General features: G+C 41.9%; 20 protein-coding genes and 1 tRNA gene. 10 read left to right on the top strand and 11 right to left on the bottom strand.

The window, feature by feature from the left end; translation table 11 throughout:
- Positions 1-94 precede the first annotated feature (94 nt).
- The 3 genes from HWQ36_RS34200 to uvrB all read right to left on the bottom strand — a co-directional run bounded on the left by HWQ36_RS34200 (position 95) and on the right by uvrB (position 3117).
- Positions 95-676, bottom strand: coding sequence for a Uma2 family endonuclease (locus HWQ36_RS34200; protein WP_292711616.1), 582 nt, complete (start codon positions 674-676; stop codon positions 95-97).
- Between the two features lie 181 nt (positions 677-857).
- Positions 858-1091: a Uma2 family endonuclease gene (locus tag HWQ36_RS34195; protein WP_292711622.1), complete on the bottom strand. Its 234-nt coding sequence runs from the start codon at positions 1089-1091 to the stop codon at positions 858-860.
- Positions 1092-1119: 28 nt separating this feature from the next.
- Entirely contained in the window at positions 1120-3117 is a 1998-nt protein-coding gene (uvrB, locus tag HWQ36_RS34190) for an excinuclease ABC subunit UvrB (RefSeq protein ID WP_292711614.1), read from the bottom strand.
- Between the two features lie 254 nt (positions 3118-3371).
- On the opposite strand from uvrB, the gene HWQ36_RS34185 reads away from it, so the two are divergent.
- From HWQ36_RS34185 to HWQ36_RS34175, 3 genes are all read left to right on the top strand, one after another.
- The gene (locus HWQ36_RS34185) at positions 3372-3836 is read left to right on the top strand and encodes a hypothetical protein (protein WP_292711611.1); all 465 of its coding nucleotides are present in this window, start codon (positions 3372-3374) and stop codon (positions 3834-3836) included.
- 350 nt (positions 3837-4186) lie between these two features.
- Positions 4187-4369, top strand: coding sequence for a CsbD family protein (locus tag HWQ36_RS34180; protein ID WP_292711608.1), 183 nt, complete (start codon positions 4187-4189; stop codon positions 4367-4369).
- 996 nt (positions 4370-5365) lie between these two features.
- The gene (locus HWQ36_RS34175; RefSeq protein ID WP_292711605.1) at positions 5366-6004 is read left to right on the top strand and encodes a histidine phosphatase family protein; all 639 of its coding nucleotides are present in this window, start codon (positions 5366-5368) and stop codon (positions 6002-6004) included.
- Between the two features lie 89 nt (positions 6005-6093).
- On the opposite strand, the gene HWQ36_RS34170 is transcribed toward HWQ36_RS34175, so the two are convergent.
- Together HWQ36_RS34170 and HWQ36_RS34165 are read right to left on the bottom strand one after the other, a co-directional pair.
- Positions 6094-6900, bottom strand: coding sequence for a type II CAAX endopeptidase family protein (locus HWQ36_RS34170; RefSeq protein WP_292711603.1), 807 nt, complete (start codon positions 6898-6900; stop codon positions 6094-6096).
- A 238-nt stretch (positions 6901-7138) separates the two neighbouring features.
- A complete protein-coding gene (locus tag HWQ36_RS34165) occupies positions 7139-7576 on the bottom strand; it encodes an AbrB family transcriptional regulator (protein ID WP_012412178.1) in 438 nt (145 codons plus the stop codon).
- Positions 7577-9024: 1448 nt separating this feature from the next.
- Here HWQ36_RS34165 and HWQ36_RS34160 point away from each other — a divergent pair.
- On the top strand, positions 9025-10032 hold the full coding sequence (locus HWQ36_RS34160; protein WP_292711619.1) for a succinate dehydrogenase/fumarate reductase iron-sulfur subunit: 1008 nt from the start codon (positions 9025-9027) through the stop codon (positions 10030-10032).
- Between the two features lie 326 nt (positions 10033-10358).
- Here the strand turns inward: HWQ36_RS34160 and HWQ36_RS34155 are convergent, their stop codons facing one another.
- The 4 genes from HWQ36_RS34155 to HWQ36_RS34140 all read right to left on the bottom strand — a co-directional run bounded on the left by HWQ36_RS34155 (position 10359) and on the right by HWQ36_RS34140 (position 13032).
- Entirely contained in the window at positions 10359-10883 is a 525-nt protein-coding gene (locus HWQ36_RS34155) for a Tol biopolymer transporter periplasmic protein (RefSeq protein ID WP_292711598.1), read from the bottom strand.
- 250 nt (positions 10884-11133) lie between these two features.
- Positions 11134-11694, bottom strand: a complete 561-nt coding sequence (locus tag HWQ36_RS34150) for a hypothetical protein (RefSeq protein WP_292711595.1) — start codon at positions 11692-11694, stop codon at positions 11134-11136.
- A 47-nt stretch (positions 11695-11741) separates the two neighbouring features.
- A complete protein-coding gene (locus HWQ36_RS34145) occupies positions 11742-12662 on the bottom strand; it encodes a Ycf66 family protein (RefSeq protein WP_292711592.1) in 921 nt (306 codons plus the stop codon).
- Between the two features lie 250 nt (positions 12663-12912).
- Positions 12913-13032, bottom strand: coding sequence for a photosystem II reaction center X protein (locus HWQ36_RS34140; RefSeq protein WP_012412183.1), 120 nt, complete (start codon positions 13030-13032; stop codon positions 12913-12915).
- 283 nt (positions 13033-13315) lie between these two features.
- On the opposite strand from HWQ36_RS34140, the gene HWQ36_RS34135 reads away from it, so the two are divergent.
- On the top strand, positions 13316-13609 hold the full coding sequence (locus HWQ36_RS34135; RefSeq protein WP_292711586.1) for a YggT family protein: 294 nt from the start codon (positions 13316-13318) through the stop codon (positions 13607-13609).
- A gap of 222 nt (positions 13610-13831) precedes the next feature.
- Here HWQ36_RS34135 and accC read toward each other — a convergent pair whose 3' ends face one another.
- On the bottom strand, positions 13832-15175 hold the full coding sequence (accC, locus tag HWQ36_RS34130) for an acetyl-CoA carboxylase biotin carboxylase subunit (protein ID WP_292711583.1): 1344 nt from the start codon (positions 15173-15175) through the stop codon (positions 13832-13834).
- Between the two features lie 83 nt (positions 15176-15258).
- The gene (locus tag HWQ36_RS34125) at positions 15259-15414 is read right to left on the bottom strand and encodes a hypothetical protein (protein ID WP_292711581.1); all 156 of its coding nucleotides are present in this window, start codon (positions 15412-15414) and stop codon (positions 15259-15261) included.
- 157 nt (positions 15415-15571) lie between these two features.
- On the opposite strand from HWQ36_RS34125, the gene HWQ36_RS34120 reads away from it, so the two are divergent.
- The 5 genes from HWQ36_RS34120 (at position 15572) to HWQ36_RS34100 (ending at position 19910) form a co-directional block, all read left to right on the top strand.
- Positions 15572-15652: transfer RNA gene (locus HWQ36_RS34120), tRNA-Leu, on the top strand.
- A gap of 127 nt (positions 15653-15779) precedes the next feature.
- Entirely contained in the window at positions 15780-16391 is a 612-nt protein-coding gene (locus HWQ36_RS34115) for a chorismate lyase (RefSeq protein WP_292711578.1), read from the top strand.
- A gap of 194 nt (positions 16392-16585) precedes the next feature.
- Positions 16586-17161: a Uma2 family endonuclease gene (locus tag HWQ36_RS34110; protein WP_292711575.1), complete on the top strand. Its 576-nt coding sequence runs from the start codon at positions 16586-16588 to the stop codon at positions 17159-17161.
- Positions 17162-17193: 32 nt separating this feature from the next.
- A complete protein-coding gene (locus tag HWQ36_RS34105; protein ID WP_292711572.1) occupies positions 17194-17757 on the top strand; it encodes a Uma2 family endonuclease in 564 nt (187 codons plus the stop codon).
- A gap of 389 nt (positions 17758-18146) precedes the next feature.
- On the top strand, positions 18147-19910 hold the full coding sequence (locus HWQ36_RS34100) for a DUF3352 domain-containing protein (RefSeq protein WP_292711569.1): 1764 nt from the start codon (positions 18147-18149) through the stop codon (positions 19908-19910).
- The last annotated feature ends 157 nt before the right edge of the window (positions 19911-20067 follow it).

Below are 20067 nucleotides of genomic sequence, written 5' to 3'. Positions count from 1 at the left end.
CTGGCATAGATGGCTGATACTAAATTAATTACTTAATCTAATATTATACAATCTAGCTGCGTAACAGCTTATCCTCCATGTAGACTCTTATTTGCTACGCATCTGTTACTTCAGTTTCAAACTGCACTTGTCGGTACAAATGGGCGATCGCTATTTCCACATCCACCGATTCCAGTCGCAATATTTCATCCAAATTATACTCCGACAGCACCCATTTACCCTGTTCGTTGCGCCGAAACACTTCTACACCCGGTTGAGCTACTTGTACTAAAACATATTCTTGCAAAGTTGGAGATTGGCGATATTTGGCAAACTTTTTCCCCCTATCGACTGCTTCCGTTGAAGGTGATAGCACTTCGATAATTAAGCAGGGAAATTGTACTAATTGTGGATCGTCGTCGCGCTCATCGCAAGTCACCACTACATCTGGATAAAAATACTTTTGCCCCGGTTCTACCTGCACCTTCACATCTACGATGTATACTTCACAGGTGCGATCGGCTAGGGCATCATCTAGAAGCTTAAAGAAATTTGCAGAAACCCGATTATGGTTGCGTGTACCACCGCTCATCATCACAACTTCGCCATCCCAATACTCGTAGCGTTGCTCTTGGGTGGGTTCCCAAACCAGATATTCTTCTGCACTCATCAAAATGCGATCGGGTAAAGCAACCATCGGCGCAATCTTTTAATGATTTACTTTATTTAGGATAGCGAAAGATGGGCGTTCTGTTTGCGCCTATTGACATCTAAAATCCAGTACTCGATAATCCCTGATTTAGATTAAGTAGCTGGGTGTGAATATTTATCGTTGGGAACATTTCTCTACATAGTTAGGTTTAATTATGCCGACTTACTTATGCGATCGCTTTTACTTCTCGATCATATTTGAGACTGGAATCAGCTATTTCAATCAGTAAAAACACTTGGGAAGCATTGGAATGGTGATCCTCATAATCTAATGGATTCAGCTTCACCACTGAAATATCTGGTTCTGGTTCCGAGTAATCGTCAAGTTGCACTGGTAACTGGATTCTTAATAAAACTTTGTCACCCAAACGTTGACGTAATAACCTTTCTATGGGGGTAATTGCTGATTCATGAGTATTAAGATTAACGTTAATGTCCTAGCATTTTATCCCGCAGATGTTTAATGCGATCGCGCAATTTCCCCGCCTCTTCAAATTCCAGTTTTTTCGCTGCCTCTTTCATCTGCCCTTCTAATAGAGTAATCAACCCCGGAATATGTTCTAATGGCAGTTCATCTATATGTTCATCTACAACTTTCAAGTCAGTTGCATTTAACCGCCGAGAGACATCTAAAAAAGACAAAATCGCATTACTTGATTTTTTCACAATCGTTTGCGGTGTAATCCCATGCAGTCGATTATGCGCTGTTTGAATCCCACGCCGCCTGTCTGTTTCATCAATAGCTTTAATCATGCTACCTGTCAAGTTATCGGCATATAAAATTGCTTGTCCCTGGACATGACGCGCTGCTCTACCAATAGTTTGAATCAAGGAACGCTCGGTTCGTAAGAAACCTTCTTTATCTGCATCCATAATTGCTACTAAAGAAACTTCGGGTAAATCCAAACCTTCCCGCAACAAATTCACACCAACCAAAACATCAAATGTCCCATCGCGCAAGTTCTGCAAAATCTCAATGCGCTCAATAGAATTAATCTCGGAATGTAAATACCGCACTCGAATACTATGGTCTTGCAAATATTCTGTTAAATCTTCTGCCATGCGTTTGGTTAATGTGGTAATTAACACTCGTTCATGGCGATCGGCTCTATCTTTAATTTCTCCCAACAAATCATCAATTTGTCCTTCTGTGGGACGCACAGAAATTTCTGGATCGACTACCCCAGTTGGTCTAATCACTTGCTCAACTACATGATCTTCAGAAACTTCTATTTCCCAATTTCCAGGAGTTGCGGAAACAAAAATACACTGATTTACCTTTTGCCAAAATTCCTCGGCTTTCAAAGGACGGTTATCAGCAGCGCTAGGAAGCCGAAATCCATGTTCAATTAAAACTTTTTTTCTCGCTTGATCGCCGTTATACATACCGCGAATTTGTGGTACTGTAACGTGAGATTCATCGATAACTAATAGCCAATCGTTAGGAAAATAATCAATTAAACATTCTGGTGATTCTCCAGCTTGTCTGCCTGCCAAGTGACGGGAATAATTCTCAACGCCGTTGCAGTAACCTACCTCACGCAGCATTTCTAGGTCATAGCGTGTACGTTGATCTATGCGTTGCGCTTCTAATAGTTTGCCTGCTTTTTCTAAGTCTAGTTTTTGCTGTTTTAACTCGGCTGCAATGTCATTACAAGCTACTTCTAATCGTTCTTCTGGGGTGACAAAGTGACGTGCGGGGTAGACATTCACCGCTTCCAAACTTTTGAGAATTTCACCTGTCACTGGATCAATATAGCGAATCGCATCAATTTCATCACCAAAGAATTCTACACGAATAATTCGGTCTTCATAAGCTGGGCCAATTTCTAAGACATCACCCCGGACGCGAAACTTTCCCCGACCCATTTCGATGTCGTTGCGGCTATATTGAACATTTGCCAAATCTCGTAAAATTTGGCGTTGATTGACTTCCATACCTATCTGTAGAGGGATGGCAGCTTTGAGATATTCTGCTGGCATTCCCAAACCGTATATGCAACTAATGGAAGCAACGACAATAACATCACGGCGTTCAAACAGCGATCGCGTCGCTGAATGCCGCAACATATCTATTTCATCATTAATTGCTGCCGTTTTTTCAATATAAGTATCGGTAACAGGAATATAGGCTTCTGGCTGATAATAATCATAGTAGCTGACAAAGTACTCGACTGCGTTGTTGGGAAAGAAATCTCGCAACTCGTTACAAAGCTGTGCAGCCAGGGTTTTGTTATGTGCCAGAACTAAAGTAGGCTTGCCAATTTTCTCAATAACTGCTGCTACCGAAAATGTCTTGCCAGTTCCAGTGGCTCCTAGTAAAGTTTGGTAACGATTGCCTGATTGAATACTATCAGTTAGTTGGGCGATCGCTTGTGGTTGATCGCCTGTGGGACTAAAGGGAGCTTGAAGACAAAATTCTGTCATACAGTTTTGCTGGAAATACCCTATCTCATGGTGACGATTTCGCCCTGTATCCATTCTAGCTGGCTTATTAGACTTATATAAATAGTAATATTTGTTTACAAAAATTATTAATTTAAGTTTACTTATGTATCGGTTTTAAAGATTCTTATATCTACATGAGGTTTTTTAAGGTTAAACTCTAAAGTATATGGAAAAAAATTTCATCTTTCCTTAATTATTGTAAAATTCAATTAACAAACCAGAGGTTTTCGTTTATGACTATTAGCAACGCTGGCAAAGCAACCAGTTCTCGGCAAAAGTATGCCAAGTCTCAAGGGGAAGCTACAGAGGAAGTTGAAAATCAACAAGACCAGAGCTTGAATGCTGATAAAGTCGAGGAAGTTAATGAACTGCCAGTTGGAGCTTCTGGAACACTCGCCATTTCTGGAATTCGTCCCATAGGCGCTAGCGACTTAGAAGTTGCTGAACACCTGTCAATTGCTGGGGTGCGTCCCGTTAGCACCAGTAGCTTGGAAGTAGTTGAAACCTATAACTCAATGGGTATTCGTCCAATTGGTGCTAATACATTCCAAGTTGCTGAAAGTATGAATCTCTCTGGGATTCGTCCAATTGGCTCAAGTTTATTGGTAATTGATGAAAGCTATTCTACCTTCGGTAATCGTCCAATAGCATCAAATGAGATTGACAATTCTGAAAGCCTGATGGGTTTTCTAGATTAGACAAAAAATATCCCCATAACTTTATTAACCCAGTTCTTGTACAGAACTGGTTTTTTTTAGCTACAAAGTCAAAAGTAGATATTACAATATTTGCAATCTTTCTATGTCTTTTAGCATAGGTAACTAAGCTATTCTCGCTTTAATTTAAATTAAACTAACACCCAGAATGCTTACTACCACTACTTTTCTTAATTCCGAATTCCGAATTCCGAATTCCGAATTGCTTAATATGCCTTGTGGTGGAAGGCTTTGGCAAAAACTTTAAGCTACTGTGTAAAAGTAATAACAAAAAGATTTCAAAGTTAGTTTATAGCTTTCAAAGAAGTCTTTGATTAAATCAGGAGGACAAAATGAGCATAGAAGATCGCGCAAAAGCAACTGCTAAAAATGTTGAAGGTAAAGCTCAAGAAGCACTAGGCAATATCACTGGAGATCCAGAAGATAAAGCTAAAGGTAAAGCAAAGCAGGCTGAAAGCGAAGTACGTCACGGAATTGAAGACGTAAAAGATAATGTAAAGAAAAATATTGACTAACAAGTCATAATACTTTTGCAGAAACTCTAGGGATATAAATGGGGTGGATTCCATTTCTGCAAAACATTATGGGTTGTTGAAGAGTCAACGCTATAACCCTTTATTGTCTTCTGAGCAACCATTAAAAGATATAAGGGCTAGCTTGATTGCTAGAAATCTTGTAGAGACGTAATTAATCACGTCTCTACATTACAAAATAAATTTCTAAATTTAGAGGAATAACCCCTATAAATCCAAACTTTATAAGTTCAATCAATTAGTTTAAACACACAACTTATTTTATCTTTTGCGTATCATAACCACCCCGATATTTTCCGTGAAGTGCTGGCAGAGCAACCAGGAATTATCAAGTTTCTCAGTAATCCTGTAGTGGCAAGGATTATTGGAATTGCGCCTGATAAATGGTTGGGTAGTCGTAAGTAAGTTTTTAATTTCGAGTGTATAAGTAACAAAGTCAGGTGAGCATAGCTCACCTTTATTTTTTGCCTCTTCTCAACAAAAAAATTGTTTCTAGCTTTTAATTGCATTTTAAAAGATTTTTATCAAACAGAATTCAGGAGTCAGGACGGGCTAAACGCCCCGCTATCGCTAACAGAATTCAGTTGGGTATTCTGTATAACTGGCGGATGAATAACCGGCGTTCTTGCACCCCCACCAAATCTACGATTTGGTGGGGGTGCAAGACCTGCGCCGGTCTGAATCCCCGACTGATGGTTACTGAGCGTAGCCGAAGTATTGATTCTGACTCCTGAATTCTGTTAGCGGATAGCTAGGGTTTAGCTCCTTCTGAATTCTTCTTCAACAAAAAATATATCTTAAAGTTTTCATTATTTTTCATGGATTTAGCAATGTCGTAAGATGGAGTGGCTGCTGCAACTCTGCCCTGAAAACTATTCCAAATCTCAAAAAATTGTAGTAACATACCACACATATTAACTATCTTCAGCTACATCTGATTGTTAACGCTCTTAAATTTACAATCAATGAGAATATACCGTGAGCCTAACTCTTTATTTCCTCCGTCACGGACAGACAGAATGCAGCCGCAATAATTCCTTTTGCGGTTCCATAGATTCAGAACTTACCCCCGAAGGCTTGGAGATGGCAAAGGCTTTTGCTGACGCATATAGTTATATGGATTGGGCAGCAATATTTTGTAGTCCAATGCAGCGAACTGTATTGACAGCAAAACCCTTATGTGCAGCAATAGGGATGGAACCACAACTCAGGGATGGTTTAAAGGAAATTAACTATGGTAAGTGGGAAGGAAAAACCCCAGAAATAATTAGCCGTGAATATCACGATGATTATATTCGCTGGTCAGCAGATCCGGCTTGGAATGCTCCAAGTGGTGGAGAAATGGCGGTTACAATTGCTACTCGTGCCTTGCAGGTAATTGAAGAAATTAAGCAAAATTACAGTAGTGGTAATGTTTTAGTTGTTTCACACAAGGCAACTATCAGAATTATTCTATGTAGTTTACTGGGGATTGATGTGGGACGCTTCCGTTTTCGTTTGGGATGTCCTGTGGCTTCGGTCAGTATTGTAGAATTTTCCTCACATGGGCCGTTGTTAAAAGTTTTGGCAGACCGTAGTCATTTGGATGAGCGGTTGCTAAATTTACCGGGGACATGAGAGGAGTTAGGAGAGACGCGATTAATCGCGTCTGTACAAGAGTTAGGAGTCTAGTTAGCTTTAATTGCGCCGACCTACTTAACACCAAATTAAAAATACCTAGAGAAAAGCCAAATACTTATTCCAGTTCCCACTACACAAATAATTCCCGCCAAACCCGCTAGGGGTTTTTTATTCTTACCTGTGAACCAGTCAGAGGCTTTACCTGTGTAAGTAATTAATTCTGCTGTATCTAGGGTTGCGATCGCCCATACCCATCCCGCGTGTAGTCCCCAAGCTAAACCCAAATTGTTGCGATCGGCAAAACGTGCCAACACCAACACCATCCCCATCAGCCACAGTCCAGGGAGTTGTGGTGCAGTTTCACGTTGCTCCCAAACCAGATGTAGTAAGGCAAAAATCAAGCTAGAAATTGCTGCCGCTAGCCAAACTGGATAATCCTGTGTTAATTCAGTAAACAGAAAACCCCGAAAAACTAACTCTTCTATCCCACCGACTAACAATGCTATCAAGAAAATCGGTAGCAAGATCGGAAATAGTAACTTGAAATTCGTTTTTTCAAACGAACACCAACCTAATCCGAATTGCCCACTAAATACAATCGCTAGGCTCACCACTCCCAAAGCGAAACCTAGTGCTAAAGAACCAAAATTTGAAAGATTCCCAACAAAGCCGTAATCTGAAAAAGATTTATTGGTAATCCAACTAACTCCCCACAGAATCAGGGGAGCTAATATGTAAAGTGACACCAATAACGGCATTTTTTGCTCTGGCTTTAGAGGTTTAGGGGGTTGCCAATTGAGCAATATTGCTGATACTGCTGCTACTGGCAACCAACAAACTATCCAGGAAACAAAAAATGCCATCACTATAACTAGTGCTGGTGCATTTTGCATAAATGCTAGTAAGGCGTTGATCGAAGACTCAAAAAAAGTTATCAAAAAAAACACGATAGACTTCTTGCACTATAGATTTCTTGCTGATTTATCAAGAATCTACTAAATTTGGCAAATTCCGCAAGGGGTCTAATCGTATTTTTTATCTGGAACAAAATTTTTTCAATAGAGTTACCAGTTTGCTGTTGAGGTAAGGACAAGTTATCATACCTGATACTTATCCCTACCATCAGCAAATTTACTCTTCGTCTTCCAAATCTTCGTCCGATTCATCGGAGTCTATATCTGGTGAGGTGAGTTTTTTATCACTTTCACCAAGTTGAATCAAGTGAATATGCTTGTATCCCAACCTAATTTCAAACTCATCTCCAGACTTTAAGCCCATTGCTTTGGTATATGTAGCACCAATCACAATTTGACCATTTTGATGTACACTAACCCGGTATGTCGGTTCACGACCACGACCATCTTTAGGTGCTTCTGGACTTAGAGGAATTCCTCTAGCCGATAGCAAAGCGTCATAAAAATCGGTGAGATTGACACGAACCTGGTTATTCTTAGTAACAGTGTAATAGCCACACTGTTTAGCTCTTTCTCGGCGTGGTAAAGTGGAAAGTTCTTTTACTTTCGCAAGTAGTGCTTTTCCGGTTAATGGCGCGGTTGCAGTTTCAGTCATTATGCTCAAATTTTCCTTACTCTCTCCAAGCTGATAAACGATGTAGTCTCATGCCAGCATTTGGCTTTTTCGCATGTGCATAGAGCTACTTAGGACTCTAGTGTAACGGGTGAATCACTGCCGATAGGAGACAAAAGCACTTCATATTATGGTTGTCTACAACCAATTAGAGGTCATAGTTGCCATAGAAATTAATTTTGCTGATTTCACGGCACTTTTAACCATTATTCGCCATCAGAAATGAAATTATTTTCTCTTTTGGCGCTACTGTAGCGGTGTAACTTTCAGCCACCTTTACAAATGGGGTTGGCTCTACTCCAAATAAGTCGTAGACCCAATTAATCGCAGGTTTTTCACTTTCAGTGCTTGCCTTTCTCGCTAATGAGCAGGTAGAGTTTTCTCTACTTATCCTCTCAAGCTTAGGACAGCATAGTATTTCAATAGAGTCCTATGGGCTTATGCCCTTTTGTCCTGCCAGTAGAGACGCGAATTTTCTTGTCTCTACATTACGAATCAACAAAGCAGTAGTAGCCGCGCTGATACGGCTAGCGATTCTGGTTTTGTAACTTCGTAATTTTATATTAAATACTAGCATGGACTAATAATAGCAAAATAGTTGTTTAATTTTGAATTAAAGTTGCTGGTAAATTTTTATTTAAATTTCTGGACTTAAAGGTTGGAAAAAGCCGTAACGATTTTCCTAACCCTTTATTGCATTATAAAAATTTATCTAATTTAGATGAGCAGTTTTGACCAATGAGTTAAATCCAAGATTTTCTTGATTGAGAGGATGCAAAAATCTCAAAGTCTCGCCTATCCAGGATTCCCCGATGCGCGAGACTTTTATTTGAAAGTGGTGGGGATTTTTCCTCGGTTTATTACCGTAAGCTCAAAAGCGGTCAGAGGATTTTCTACGTCTGTCTATGGGAAGAATAAATCTCTTAACATCCGCCTAGCGCTTAATTGCCACTACTATATATTGAAGATGTGCTTTTACACTTCTATATAATCAAAAAATTCTGTCAAGCGTTAGCGAAGGCGGAATTTTCCAGCTAGGATTGCTTGACTCAAGTTGATATGAAGACCTGTTGCTAACGGGAACTGCATTTACCTTGGATACGATCGCTAGGCCAAAGATAAACCTGAGTCCCTTTCTAAGTAAAGCCCCTTTCCTTTACATTCTCAAACGACTAAATTCAATGTCAAGCTCCGATTACTTTTTGGCGTTTTCTCTCAGAATTTGACACAAATCTTGCCTACAGCGCTGCTAAAAGTAAAATTTTAATGGTTATCCTGAAACTAGAATCAGTTTCCCTTTAATCGTCAGCCTATTAACACCAGGCTTTGAATTGAGGGCAAAAAAAGTATAGCTCACTTTTCGTAACTATCTGCCTTGACTCATGATTGTTAAGGCTGGTGAAGCAATTTTAAAATTTTGGTTAGTAGTCATGGAAGTTATTTTTAAGGTCATTCGACAGCAACAAAATTCCTCCCCTATTGTGCAAACCTATCTTGTAGAGGCAGAACCAGGTAATACAATCCTGGATTGCCTCAATCATATTAAGTGGGAGCAAGATGGAACGTTGGCATTTCGCAAAAATTGCCGTAATACCATTTGTGGTAGCTGTGCTATGCGAATTAATGGGCGTTCGGCTTTAGCTTGCAAGGAAAATGTTGGCAGTGAACTTGCTAGATTACAACAAATACCATCATCCCAAAGTAAAGTAAATGTCATTGGTGAAATCACGATCGCACCTCTCGGCAATATGCCCGTGATTAAAGATTTGGTCGTAGATATGAACAGTTTCTGGAATAATCTAGAAGCAGTTGCTCCTTATGTGAGTACGGCAGCACGACAAGTACCAGAAAGAGAGTTTTTGCAAACACCACAAGAGCGATCGCGTCTCGATCAAACTGGTAACTGTATTATGTGCGGCGCTTGTTACTCAGAATGCAACGCCCGTGAAGTTAATCCAGACTTTGTTGGCCCCCACGCCCTCGCCAAAGCTTACCGCATGGTAGAAGATTCCCGCGATAGCGATACCGAAAATCGTCTAGAAATTTACAACGAAGGCACTAAAGGCGTATGGGGTTGCACTCGTTGTTTATACTGCGATTCAGTTTGTCCAATGGAAGTTGCACCATTAGAACAAATCACCAAAGTTAAACAAGAAATTCTCACTCACAAAGAAGCTAGCGATAGTCGCTCAATTCGTCACCGGAAAGTATTGATAGATTTAGTTAAAGAAGGTGGTTGGATTGATGAACGTCAATTTGGTTTACAAGTAGTCGGTAATTACTTTCGGGATTTAAAAGGATTACTCAGTCTTGCACCCCTTGGTTTGCGAATGCTCCTCCGGGGTAAGTTTCCCCTATCCTTTGAACCTTCAGAGGGGACAGAACAAGTGCGATCGCTCATTGAATCTGTGCAACAAGTAGAAGGGAATAGGGAATAGGGAATGGGGAGCATCCACTTTTGGAAGAAACACCGAGCGATTGGAAATCGCGGCTACACAAACGAAGTCCGCCTACGCGGACTCTTCTGAAACCCGCGCAGGCTGGTTTAGTTTGTATAGCCCCAGACTTCTAGTCTGTTCGCGTAGCGTGCGCCTTAGCGCAGGGCGATCTGCCAAAACCGGATGCTCCCTAGTCCTAGTGAATGGGGCATGGGGAATGGGGAGTTAGGAATTCTCTCCCTCTGCCCAATGCCCAATGCCCAATGCCCAATACTTCGACTTCGCTCAGTACAAGTGCCCAATTCCCATTTCCCATTTCCCATTTTTCAACGCGGTTCTTGAGGTATATTCAACGGCTGTCCATTCCGGTCATATACTAAAACATCCCACTGCCCGTTGTTACTGGATTCAAAAGCAATCCTACTACCATCAGCGCTAATTGTAGGGTTGCGGACTTCAGCTTGTAGGTTACTAGTTAAATTTCGTGATTGGCGTGTTTCTCGGTCGTAGAGAAAAATAGCCGATCGCCCCTGGCGGCTAGCAGCAAAGACAATATAATGACCATCTTGTGAAACGCTAGGATGATTTGCGATCGCATCAAAGGAATTTAAACCTGACAAATCAACCAAATCACGAGTTACCGTATCAAACATATAAACATCTTGGCTACCGCGTCGGTCAGTAATAAAAACAATGTATCTCCCAGAAATTTGAGGGTTTAATTCTGACGCTAAACTATTGAGACTCCGGCCCCCTGAATCAAAGGGGTAACTCAAAAGGCGAGGATAGCCAAAACACCCAGTTAATAAACTTAAGCAGAAAAATATAGGTATAAAAAAAATACGTTTCATATAATTTAGTCATTTGTCAGTTGTCAGTTGTCATTTATCTCACAACTCTTAACTCTGCCAATTTTAGATTTTATATTTCTTCTTCAATCCAAAATCCAAAATCCAAAATCTAAAATTGAATGACTCTTAACAAGTTCCTCGGGTTTAAGTCCCCCGGTTCTGTAACCAGTAAGTTTTGTGTTGGGGTTAAATCCCCATTACAAAACTTAATTACGAATTACGAATTACGAATTACGAATTATTTTAACTCCTATGGAGGTGAACCTACGGTTGCACCATTAGGAATATCTAACTCAATATTTGGCCCCCGGTCTAGGACTTCTATATCCCACTGCCCACGGCTGGCGGTTTCAAAGACAACATAACGTCCATCTGGGCTGATATTTGGTTTTCTGATCCAGCCGCGATAGGTTGGTGTAACGATTTGCGACTGTTGCGTAGCGCGATCGTAAAGCGCTACTACTGGTCTACCTTGGTCACTAGTAAGATAAGCAATATAACGCCCGGTGTAGCTCAAGCTAGGACTTTCAGCAATTGTCTCTGCTCGGTTTATGCCCGGTGTGCTAATAAACAGTTGTCTCTCTAAATCGAAAACCAGTAGCTGCTGATTACCATTCCGATTAGATACAAACGCTAAAAAGCGCCCATTTCCACTCAAAGCAGGTTGCTCCTCGGTGTAGCGACTGTTTAGAGAAGTAGGCCCTATGGGAATATTGTTAGAACCACAAGATGCAAGCAAACTTGTTAAAACAAAAACCAGGCTCCAATGAATTGGTCTTTGGAGCCAAAATGTAGGCGTAAATTTTTCCACCTCAACTGTTTTCCGTCGCCTTTAAACCTATTTCCACGCCAACTGTTTTAAACATCGTCATCAAAATCAGTCGAATTATCTGGCCCCTGATTTGGCTTTTCAATCGGGTTGTATGGTACATAATCAGTTGGGATCGCCTCATCATCTTCGCGCGGTCTTCGAGAATCTGAGTCAGTGGGTGGACGACGCCTTCTTGGTTTAGGAGCAACATCATCTTCCCGGCTTTCTGGACGTTGAGAACCGTTATTGTTACGGCGAGAAGGTTTTCTGACTTCCCCTTCCGAACTTTCCCAATCATCAACTTGCCTAGATGAACCCCAATTTTCATCTTCAGAGCTTTCAGAAGGGCGATTCACGGGACGGCCAGAAGTCCGCCGCCGCGTTCTGTCAGTTGGAGCCTGTCTTTCACTACTGCTGCTACTGCTGTTGCGGCGTTCTGAACGACGGGGGGGTTGCTCTTCGTAGTAGTCATCACGAGTTGAAATTTCATCCCTGCTACCCTGAATCCGGCGACGCGGGGGGCGTTCCTCCTCGTCTTCATAAGGCAATGGATCTAAGTCTGCATCCATTTCAGCTTGATACTTTCTGCGATCGTTGTAGGAATAGCGATCGCTAACCGGTCGATCTTCGTCCACAATTGGAGTGTTACGCTTTGCTTGCTGGGTAGCTATACTCCGCAGGCGAATACTTTCAACTGCAAAAAACACAGTTGTGCCAACTAAAAGCAGTTGACCAAATTGTAGAATCGGGTCTAGCCGCCATCCTTGAAACACGAGAATGAAGCCGCAGAGCAAACCGACTGCTGCAAAAAAGATATCTTGATCCCGTGACAATTCTGGACGCACAGTGCGGAGAAAATACAGTGCTGCCCCAGCCACAGCCAGGAAAATTCCTAGAATACTGGCTGAGTTTGCCCCAAAATTTACCTGAGCCAGAAAACTGGCTGAGTTCAGCCCAAAATTTATCATTGCTGTTTTCCCAATATCAAATCTATGTTAGCGAGTCACAATTAAAATCACTACTGTAATTAGTCACGATAAATATTGAAGCTTCAAAGCTTCTGGCAAAGAAGCTCTGAAGCTGTTCACCGAAAAGTGAAAACACCTGTATCTGTCAGCTACAACTGCCACCAGCCGCAGTTTCTGCTGCTTTTGGTGAAATAAATGTAGATAGCTGACAGACAATCGATTATGAGAGTTAAATTAACTCTCATAAGCATTATGAACGCTGAATTTTATCTTTTTGGCTAATGAAAATTAGACCAACTGTAACGGGTATTACAACAATTGCAGTACCCCATAGCAGGCTCCAAAGAAAATTTGCTAAAGAAGGCGTCATACTTCTAAACCTTTTTTTACACACTTCATCCTAATTTTAATAGTGTATTACTTTCTTGAGAAGCCTCTAACTCGGAACTGCCAAACTTGGTAACTGCTGTGAGCGAGTTTACTTTTTTATTCCAGAAGAAAGTTACAGCATTTGGTTAAAATGATGATGAGAGTGCTTTACAAAGCTTAAAGTTTTTGTGGCGATGTCTACGACGGGCTATTCGGCGTCGCGAAGCGCGGCTTGCCGTTCGCTAAGTTTTTCTTTCTTTACAGATAGATAGTACCTTAAACCGATGACTGGTGTTGACCTGACTGCTTGGATTCTTGGCCCTGTATTAGGGGTGATGACATTTTTCTTTATATTTCGGATCATTCTCACTTGGTATCCGCAAGTGAATCTGAATCGTTTGCCCTTTAACTTAATAGCTTGGCCTACCGAACCATTTTTAGTGCCATTGCGAAAATTAGTCCAACCTATAGGCGGGGTAGACATTACACCTATTATTTGGGTTGGTATCTTCAGCCTGCTACGAGAAATATTACTAGGTCAGCAAGGATTGCTGACTATGATATCTCGTGTGAATTAGGGATTGGGCATTGAGAATGGGGCACTTGTACTGAGCGAAGTCGAAGTATTGGGCATTGAGAAGAGACAGAGGAGACAAGGAAGAGGGGGAAGACAAGGGAGAAACTTGTTGAATAATTCTCCCCTTGTCCCCCTTGTCCTCCCTGTCCTCCTACTCCCCTGCTCCCTGCTCCTCTGCTCCCCTGCTCCCCTGCTCTCTGCCCTCTTCCCACTCCCCACTCCCCTAACCGTTCATCTCCTGCACAAAATTTGTATAGACATTACCCTGCAAAAATTGTGGAGTTTCCATAATTTTTTGATGAAACCCAATAGTGGTAGGCAGTCCAGTAATGGCACATTCCCGAAGTGCGCGTTTCATGCGGTTAATAGCAGTGGGTCGGTCTGGGGCCCAAACAATTAACTTGCCGATTAAGGAATCGTAGTAAGGCGGGATTTGGTAATCTGTATAAACGTGAGAATCAATCCGAACACCAGGGCCTCCAGGGGGCAGATAGCCACTAATCCGTCCAGGAGAAGGGCGAAAATCATGGTCTGGGTCTTCAGCGTTGATTCGGCACTCAATTGAATGACCCCGCAAAACTACTTGCTCTTGGGTAAGCTTGAGTCTTTCTCCTTGGGCAATCCGAATTTGTTCGACAACCAAGTCTATTCCAGTAATCATCTCTGTTACAGGATGTTCTACCTGAATCCTGGTGTTCATTTCCATAAAGTAGAATTTACCGGATCTATCCAAGAGAAACTCGATAGTACCCGCCCCACTATAATTAATGAATTGGGCAGCTTTGACAGCAGCTTGTCCCATTTTCTCACGCAGGTCTTGGTCGAGAGCCGGACTGGGGGCTTCTTCTAGTAGTTTTTGGTTTCGGCGCTGAATTGAGCAATCCCGTTCGCCCAAGTGGATGACGTTACCATAGTTATCCGCCAAAATTTGAAATTCGATGTGGCGGGGACGTTCAATAAATTTTTCGATGTAAACGCCAGAATTCCCAAAAGCTGCTCCTGCTTCCCCTTGCGCTGCCAAGAAAAGTTTGACAAATTCATCTTCAGAACAAACTAGGCGCATACCTCGCCCACCGCCACCTGCTGTGGCTTTAATCATCACTGGATAGCCGATATCCTTAGCGAATTTTAATCCTTCTTCCTCAGATTCTACTAACCCCTCAGTACCTGGTACTGTGGGGACTCCAGCTTTTTGCATGGTTTCTTTGGCAGTGGATTTATCGCCCATCAGCTTGATAGATTCTGGAGTTGGGCCGATAAAAGCAATATGATGGTCAGCACAAATTTCCGCAAAGCGGGCATTTTCTGCCAAAAAGCCATAACCGGGATGAATGGCAGTCGCATTGCGCGTCAGGGCGGCAGCAATAATATTGGGAATATTCAAATAACTTTTACTGCTAGCTGGTTCGCCAATGCAAACCGCTTCATCAGCAAGTTGAACGTGGAGAGCATTCCGGTCAACGGTGGAGTGAACCGCGACTGTCGCAATTCCCATTTCTTCACAGGCGCGGAGAATGCGAAGGGCGATTTCTCCCCGATTGGCAATTAATATTTTGTCAAACTTCATTTTTTAGTTTCGATATCATTACCAGTAGATTCACATTTTCTCTGATCCAAGGTGAAACGACGCTTCCGCATTATTTCAAATTATCACAGCAGATTCGCCACCCTGATTGTAAGCAAACTCGTATATTGCAGGCTTGCTGCCTCTACGGGTCTTACTACACTAACAACATTGCTGCTGTAAGTCTTGGCTAGCTTACCAAACTGGGCTTTTGCGATCCGCCATCGCACCGTTTCTCCCACAGTCGCTCTACCCTTTTTAATATCACTTGTGCAGATGCCAAATTTCTGTCAGTCTGATACCGCCTTGAAGAAATTTATATTTTTGAGAAATATAACTTTAGATTTCACCTTACTATAATTATTTTCTTATGCTATAGTCTATCTTTAGACAACCCGTGCGGATGTGGCGGAATTGGTATACGCGCACGCTTGAGGTGCGTGTGGCTTTGCCTTGCGAGTTCGAGTCTCGCCATCCGCATATTTTGTTTATTATTCAAGGGTCAATAGTCAATGTTCAATAGACCTGAGACTGTTGACCCTTAAATCTTGGTATAGCTCTGGTTTTTTATGCTTTTATAGAGATACGTGAAGTTTTGTAAAAACCATTGAGTATTACTTTTACCCCGACAAACAACTTAACACAGCCAGCAGCTTGGCATCGCCTCACTCCGATTTGGCAAGGAGGGGAGGAAGTAATTCAAAAAAGTTTACCTCACACTCAGCTAGCACCTGCTTGGCAGCTAATGCTTTTGGGTGACGGCTCTCCAACACGTCACTTAGAATTGCTTACAGGTGAGCCTGTAGAAGTAGATGTCATTGATATGTCATTGATTGGCATGGATTTGGATGCTGCACCTGATTTAATCCAAGCTGTTCCAGGACCGCGACTACGGCGACAAGTGTGGCTGCGGACTGCTTCTGGTCAACGATTAGCTTATGCTACCTCGTGGTGGGAAGCCAGTCATGTAGATGAGTATTTGCAAAATCGTTCATTACCAATTTGGGCAAGTTTAGCTCGTCTCCGCACAGAGTTGTATCGGGATGTTCGAGGGATTTACTATGGTGACTCATCGGCGCTAGAGTCTGGTTTTGACGTAACTGGGCCTTTTTGGGGTCGCCACTACTTGTTTTGGCATCATGGACAGCCACTAACCTTAATTTATGAAGTTTTTTCGCCTTATTTAACTAAATATTTGGGAGCGATGCAATTAAAATAATTCGTAATTCGTAATAGAGCCTCCGGCACGCTACGCGGTTTTCATGCCCAAAGGGCTGTACGTAATTCGTAATTAAGTTTTGCAAGGGGGACTTAAACCCCCAGAATTTATTACAATAATGAGTTTTCGGTGATGGTTTGCCATTGTTAGGCGATCGCATCCTCTCTAAAATAGAGTCATCTCCAAGATAAACTATGATTCAACTTAAAACCCAACTCACCCTTGAAGAATTTCTGACACTTCCCGAAGGAGATATCATCTATGAACTCATTGATGGAGAAGCTGTTCCGAAATTCAAAAACGATGAGATGGTACAAAAATTTTTTCATCGTTCTATAATAGGCGCGTTATTCATATTATTGTCTGTATGGGCGCAAGGAAAGGGGCGGGTTGTAATTGAATGGGCAATTAAGCTAACACGAAATCAGCAAGACTGGGTTCCTGTAGCAGATTTGACTTATGTTTCCTATAACCGTCTTTCTGCTGATTGGTTGCAAGATGAGGCTTGTCCTATTGTACCCGAACTAGTCATTGAAATTATCTCCCCTGGTCAAACTTTTGGAGAAATGACAGAAAAAGCCACTGATTATCTAAAAGCTAAAGTTCAACGAGTTTGGATTATTGATACTAAAGCAAAAACTATTATTATTTTTTATCCCGATATTCTCCCTAAAACCAAACGCGGTACTAATAGTTTAGAAGATTCCTTATTTGAAGGGCTACAAATTACACCTCAAGAAATCTTCCAACAAGCAAAAATTTCCAACTGAATGTTAGCAACAAAGATACGAGGAAAGGTTTAATGAATACTGTTGTGCTAAATCTAGAACCAATTGCTCATTTAAGCGATGAGCAATTTTATCAATTGTGTGTTGCCAATCGTGATTTAAGCCTAGAAATGAATGCAGCTGGAGAATTAATAATTATGCCACCAGTAGGAGGAGAAAGCGGAAATCAAGAAGCTGGACTGATCGCTGATTTAGAAATTTGGAATCGTCGAGCTAAATTAGGGAAAGTTTTTAGTTCTTCAACTATTTTTATACTTCCCAATGGTGCAAAACGTTCTCCTGATGCTGCTTGGGTAAAATTGGAGCGGTGGGAAGCTTTAACACCAGAACAACGAAAAAAATTTCCGCCACTTGTACCCGACTTTGTGATTGAACTGCGTTCAGAGACAGATCGGCTGGCATCAATTCAAGAGAAAATGCAGGAATATATCAAAAATGGTCTGCGTTTAGGTTGGCTGATTAATCCTCAAGATCGTCAAGTTGAAGTTTACCGATTTTTGAAAGCTGTAGAAGTTGTGCAAATGCCGGCGATTGTTTCTGGAGAGGATATATTACCTGGATTTGAGTTGCAATTATAGGTTGTCTCAAAAAATATTGCACTGATGATGTGGTGCGATGGCGTATCGCTACCGAGCAAAGCCAAGTAGCTGAAATTCACTTGCAGCTTTATCTAGTTAGTTATGTTCTCTAATTGCTTACAATAACAGATTTACTTGCGGAAATTTTCCGGCTGAGAAATTAATCTTAGCGAAACGTCCTACGAAATTCAACAAAGCGTGTTAAAAATGGTAACTGAGTCAAAAACACAGCTTTTGAAAGACTAGGGAAAGTTGATTACCGAAGTATCATCAACATCTAGGGTGGAAAAATTTAATGTAATTAGCTGTCCTAAAGAATGGGTAAACCTGTTGGTGTACTTAACTAATCAAGCGAGTAATAAGTTTGCAAGTATAAGGTATAGGTTTCGATGGCACCGCCTCTTGTGTCTGTTCCAATGAAGAAAAATAAGAAACCCTCTCTGGTGCTGACGCTCTCGGCTGCTGGGCTATTAATTGGTGCAGGGAGTTTAGCATACTGGTTGTTAAGCCAGAGACAAATATCTTCCAGCGATTTGCTCGTAGGTGCAAATATTATTCCTGGTGATGCCCTGTTTGCGGTTTCTCTGACAACAGATCCCCAGCAGTGGCAGAAATTGCGGGAGTTTGGGACAAAAGAAACCCAAGCAGAACTGGACAGAAATTTAGTAGAATTGCGCGATCGCTTTCTCACTAATAATGGTTACGACTTCCAGAAAGATATCGCCCCTTGGGTAGGCAATGACGTTACAATCGCAATTCTTGCCCCAGCAAGCAAAGCTGTACCCAAACCAGTTACCACTAATGAAGATGCTGCCAGCGATCAGCAGTCGATGGTAATGGTATTGCCAGTAAAAAATCCAGAAATCGCCAAAAACATTTTGGCACAACCTAAAACCCTTAAACAAGGCAAATGGATTGACCGTATTTATCAAGGGATCGCCATTAAACAAAGTCAGGGACAAACAGGGGAAAACTTATCAGCAGCATTACTAGATGGGCGTTTTTTAGTCATAACTGACAGTCCCAAAGCCACAGAACGAGCGATCGATGCCTACAAAAATCAAACATCCCTAGCCACAACAGGGGGCTTTGCTGAGAATTTTCCGAAAATTGCCAATTATCAACGCTTTGGCCAGTTTTACGTTAATGTGCCAACAGCAGCTAAAATAGCCGCAGCTTCTCCAAATCGTCCTTTACCTGCTCAAGTTTTAGCTCAACTGCAAAATAACCAAGGTTTAGCAGGGACAATGACTTTAGAGGCAGAAGGAATCCGCTTTAAGGGCGTTTCTTGGCTAAATCCTAATAGTCAACGGGTGCTGGCGGTGGAAAATAAAGCTGGGAAAATGCAAAGTCGCGTACCAGCAGAAACCTTAATGATGCTTTCGGGAGGAAACTTACAGAGGTTGTGGGGAGATTACGTTTTAACATCTCAAGGAAATCCCCTCTCGCCGATCGCACCAGAACAACTCAGAGGTGGGATAAAATCTCTTACTACTCTGGATTTAGATAAGGATTTGCTCAGTTGGATGAAAGGCGAGTTTTCCTTATCAGTTATTCCTAGTACTCCAAAAGAAGGTTCACCAAATGATTTTCGTGCGGGTTTGGTGTTCATGGTACAGGCCAGCAATGCCTACGGCGGACAAAGCCTACGCAATTCAGCCGAAGCATCCATAAAACAATTGGATGACGTGATGAGAAATCAATACCAGTTCCAAGTCCAACGTGCAAAAGTTGCAGGGCAACCTGTTGTTAACTGGGTTTCACCTTATGGTACTTTGACTGCCACCCACGGTTGGTTAGATGAAGATATCGCCTTTTTAGTAGTTGGCGCTCCTATCACTGATAAAATTGTTCCCAAACCCAACAACACACTAGCCAGCACGATCCCATTCCAACAAACAGTTCCTACAGAACCAAATCCAATAAATGGTCAATTTTTTCTGGATGTAGAACGAACTGCGAACAATTTCCCTTTACCAACTGTAATTCCCAATCAACAAACTTTGCTAGCTGCAACACGCTCAATTGGGATGACATCTGCTGTCAGCGATAATCGTAGTAACCTCTACGACATTTTTATAACACTTAAAAAAGTTAGGAACACGACTCCCTTGCCTAGTCCAGAAAGCAATAAGAGCGATTCTGTTAAATAGGGGAGTGGGGAGATGAGGGTGAAGGAGCAGGGGGAGATGAGGGAGATGAGGGAGATGAGGGAGACAAGGGGGACAAGGGGGACAAGGGGGAATTATTGAATAGTCTCTTCCTTGTCTCCCCCCTCTTCCTTGTCTCCCTTGTCTCTTCTTCATGCCC

Origin of the sequence: Nostoc sp. NMS2, assembly GCF_017115105.1 — a bacterium.
Classification (GTDB): Bacteria; Cyanobacteriota; Cyanobacteriia; order Cyanobacteriales; family Nostocaceae; genus Nostoc.
This window is presented reverse-complemented; position numbering and strand designations above follow the sequence as displayed.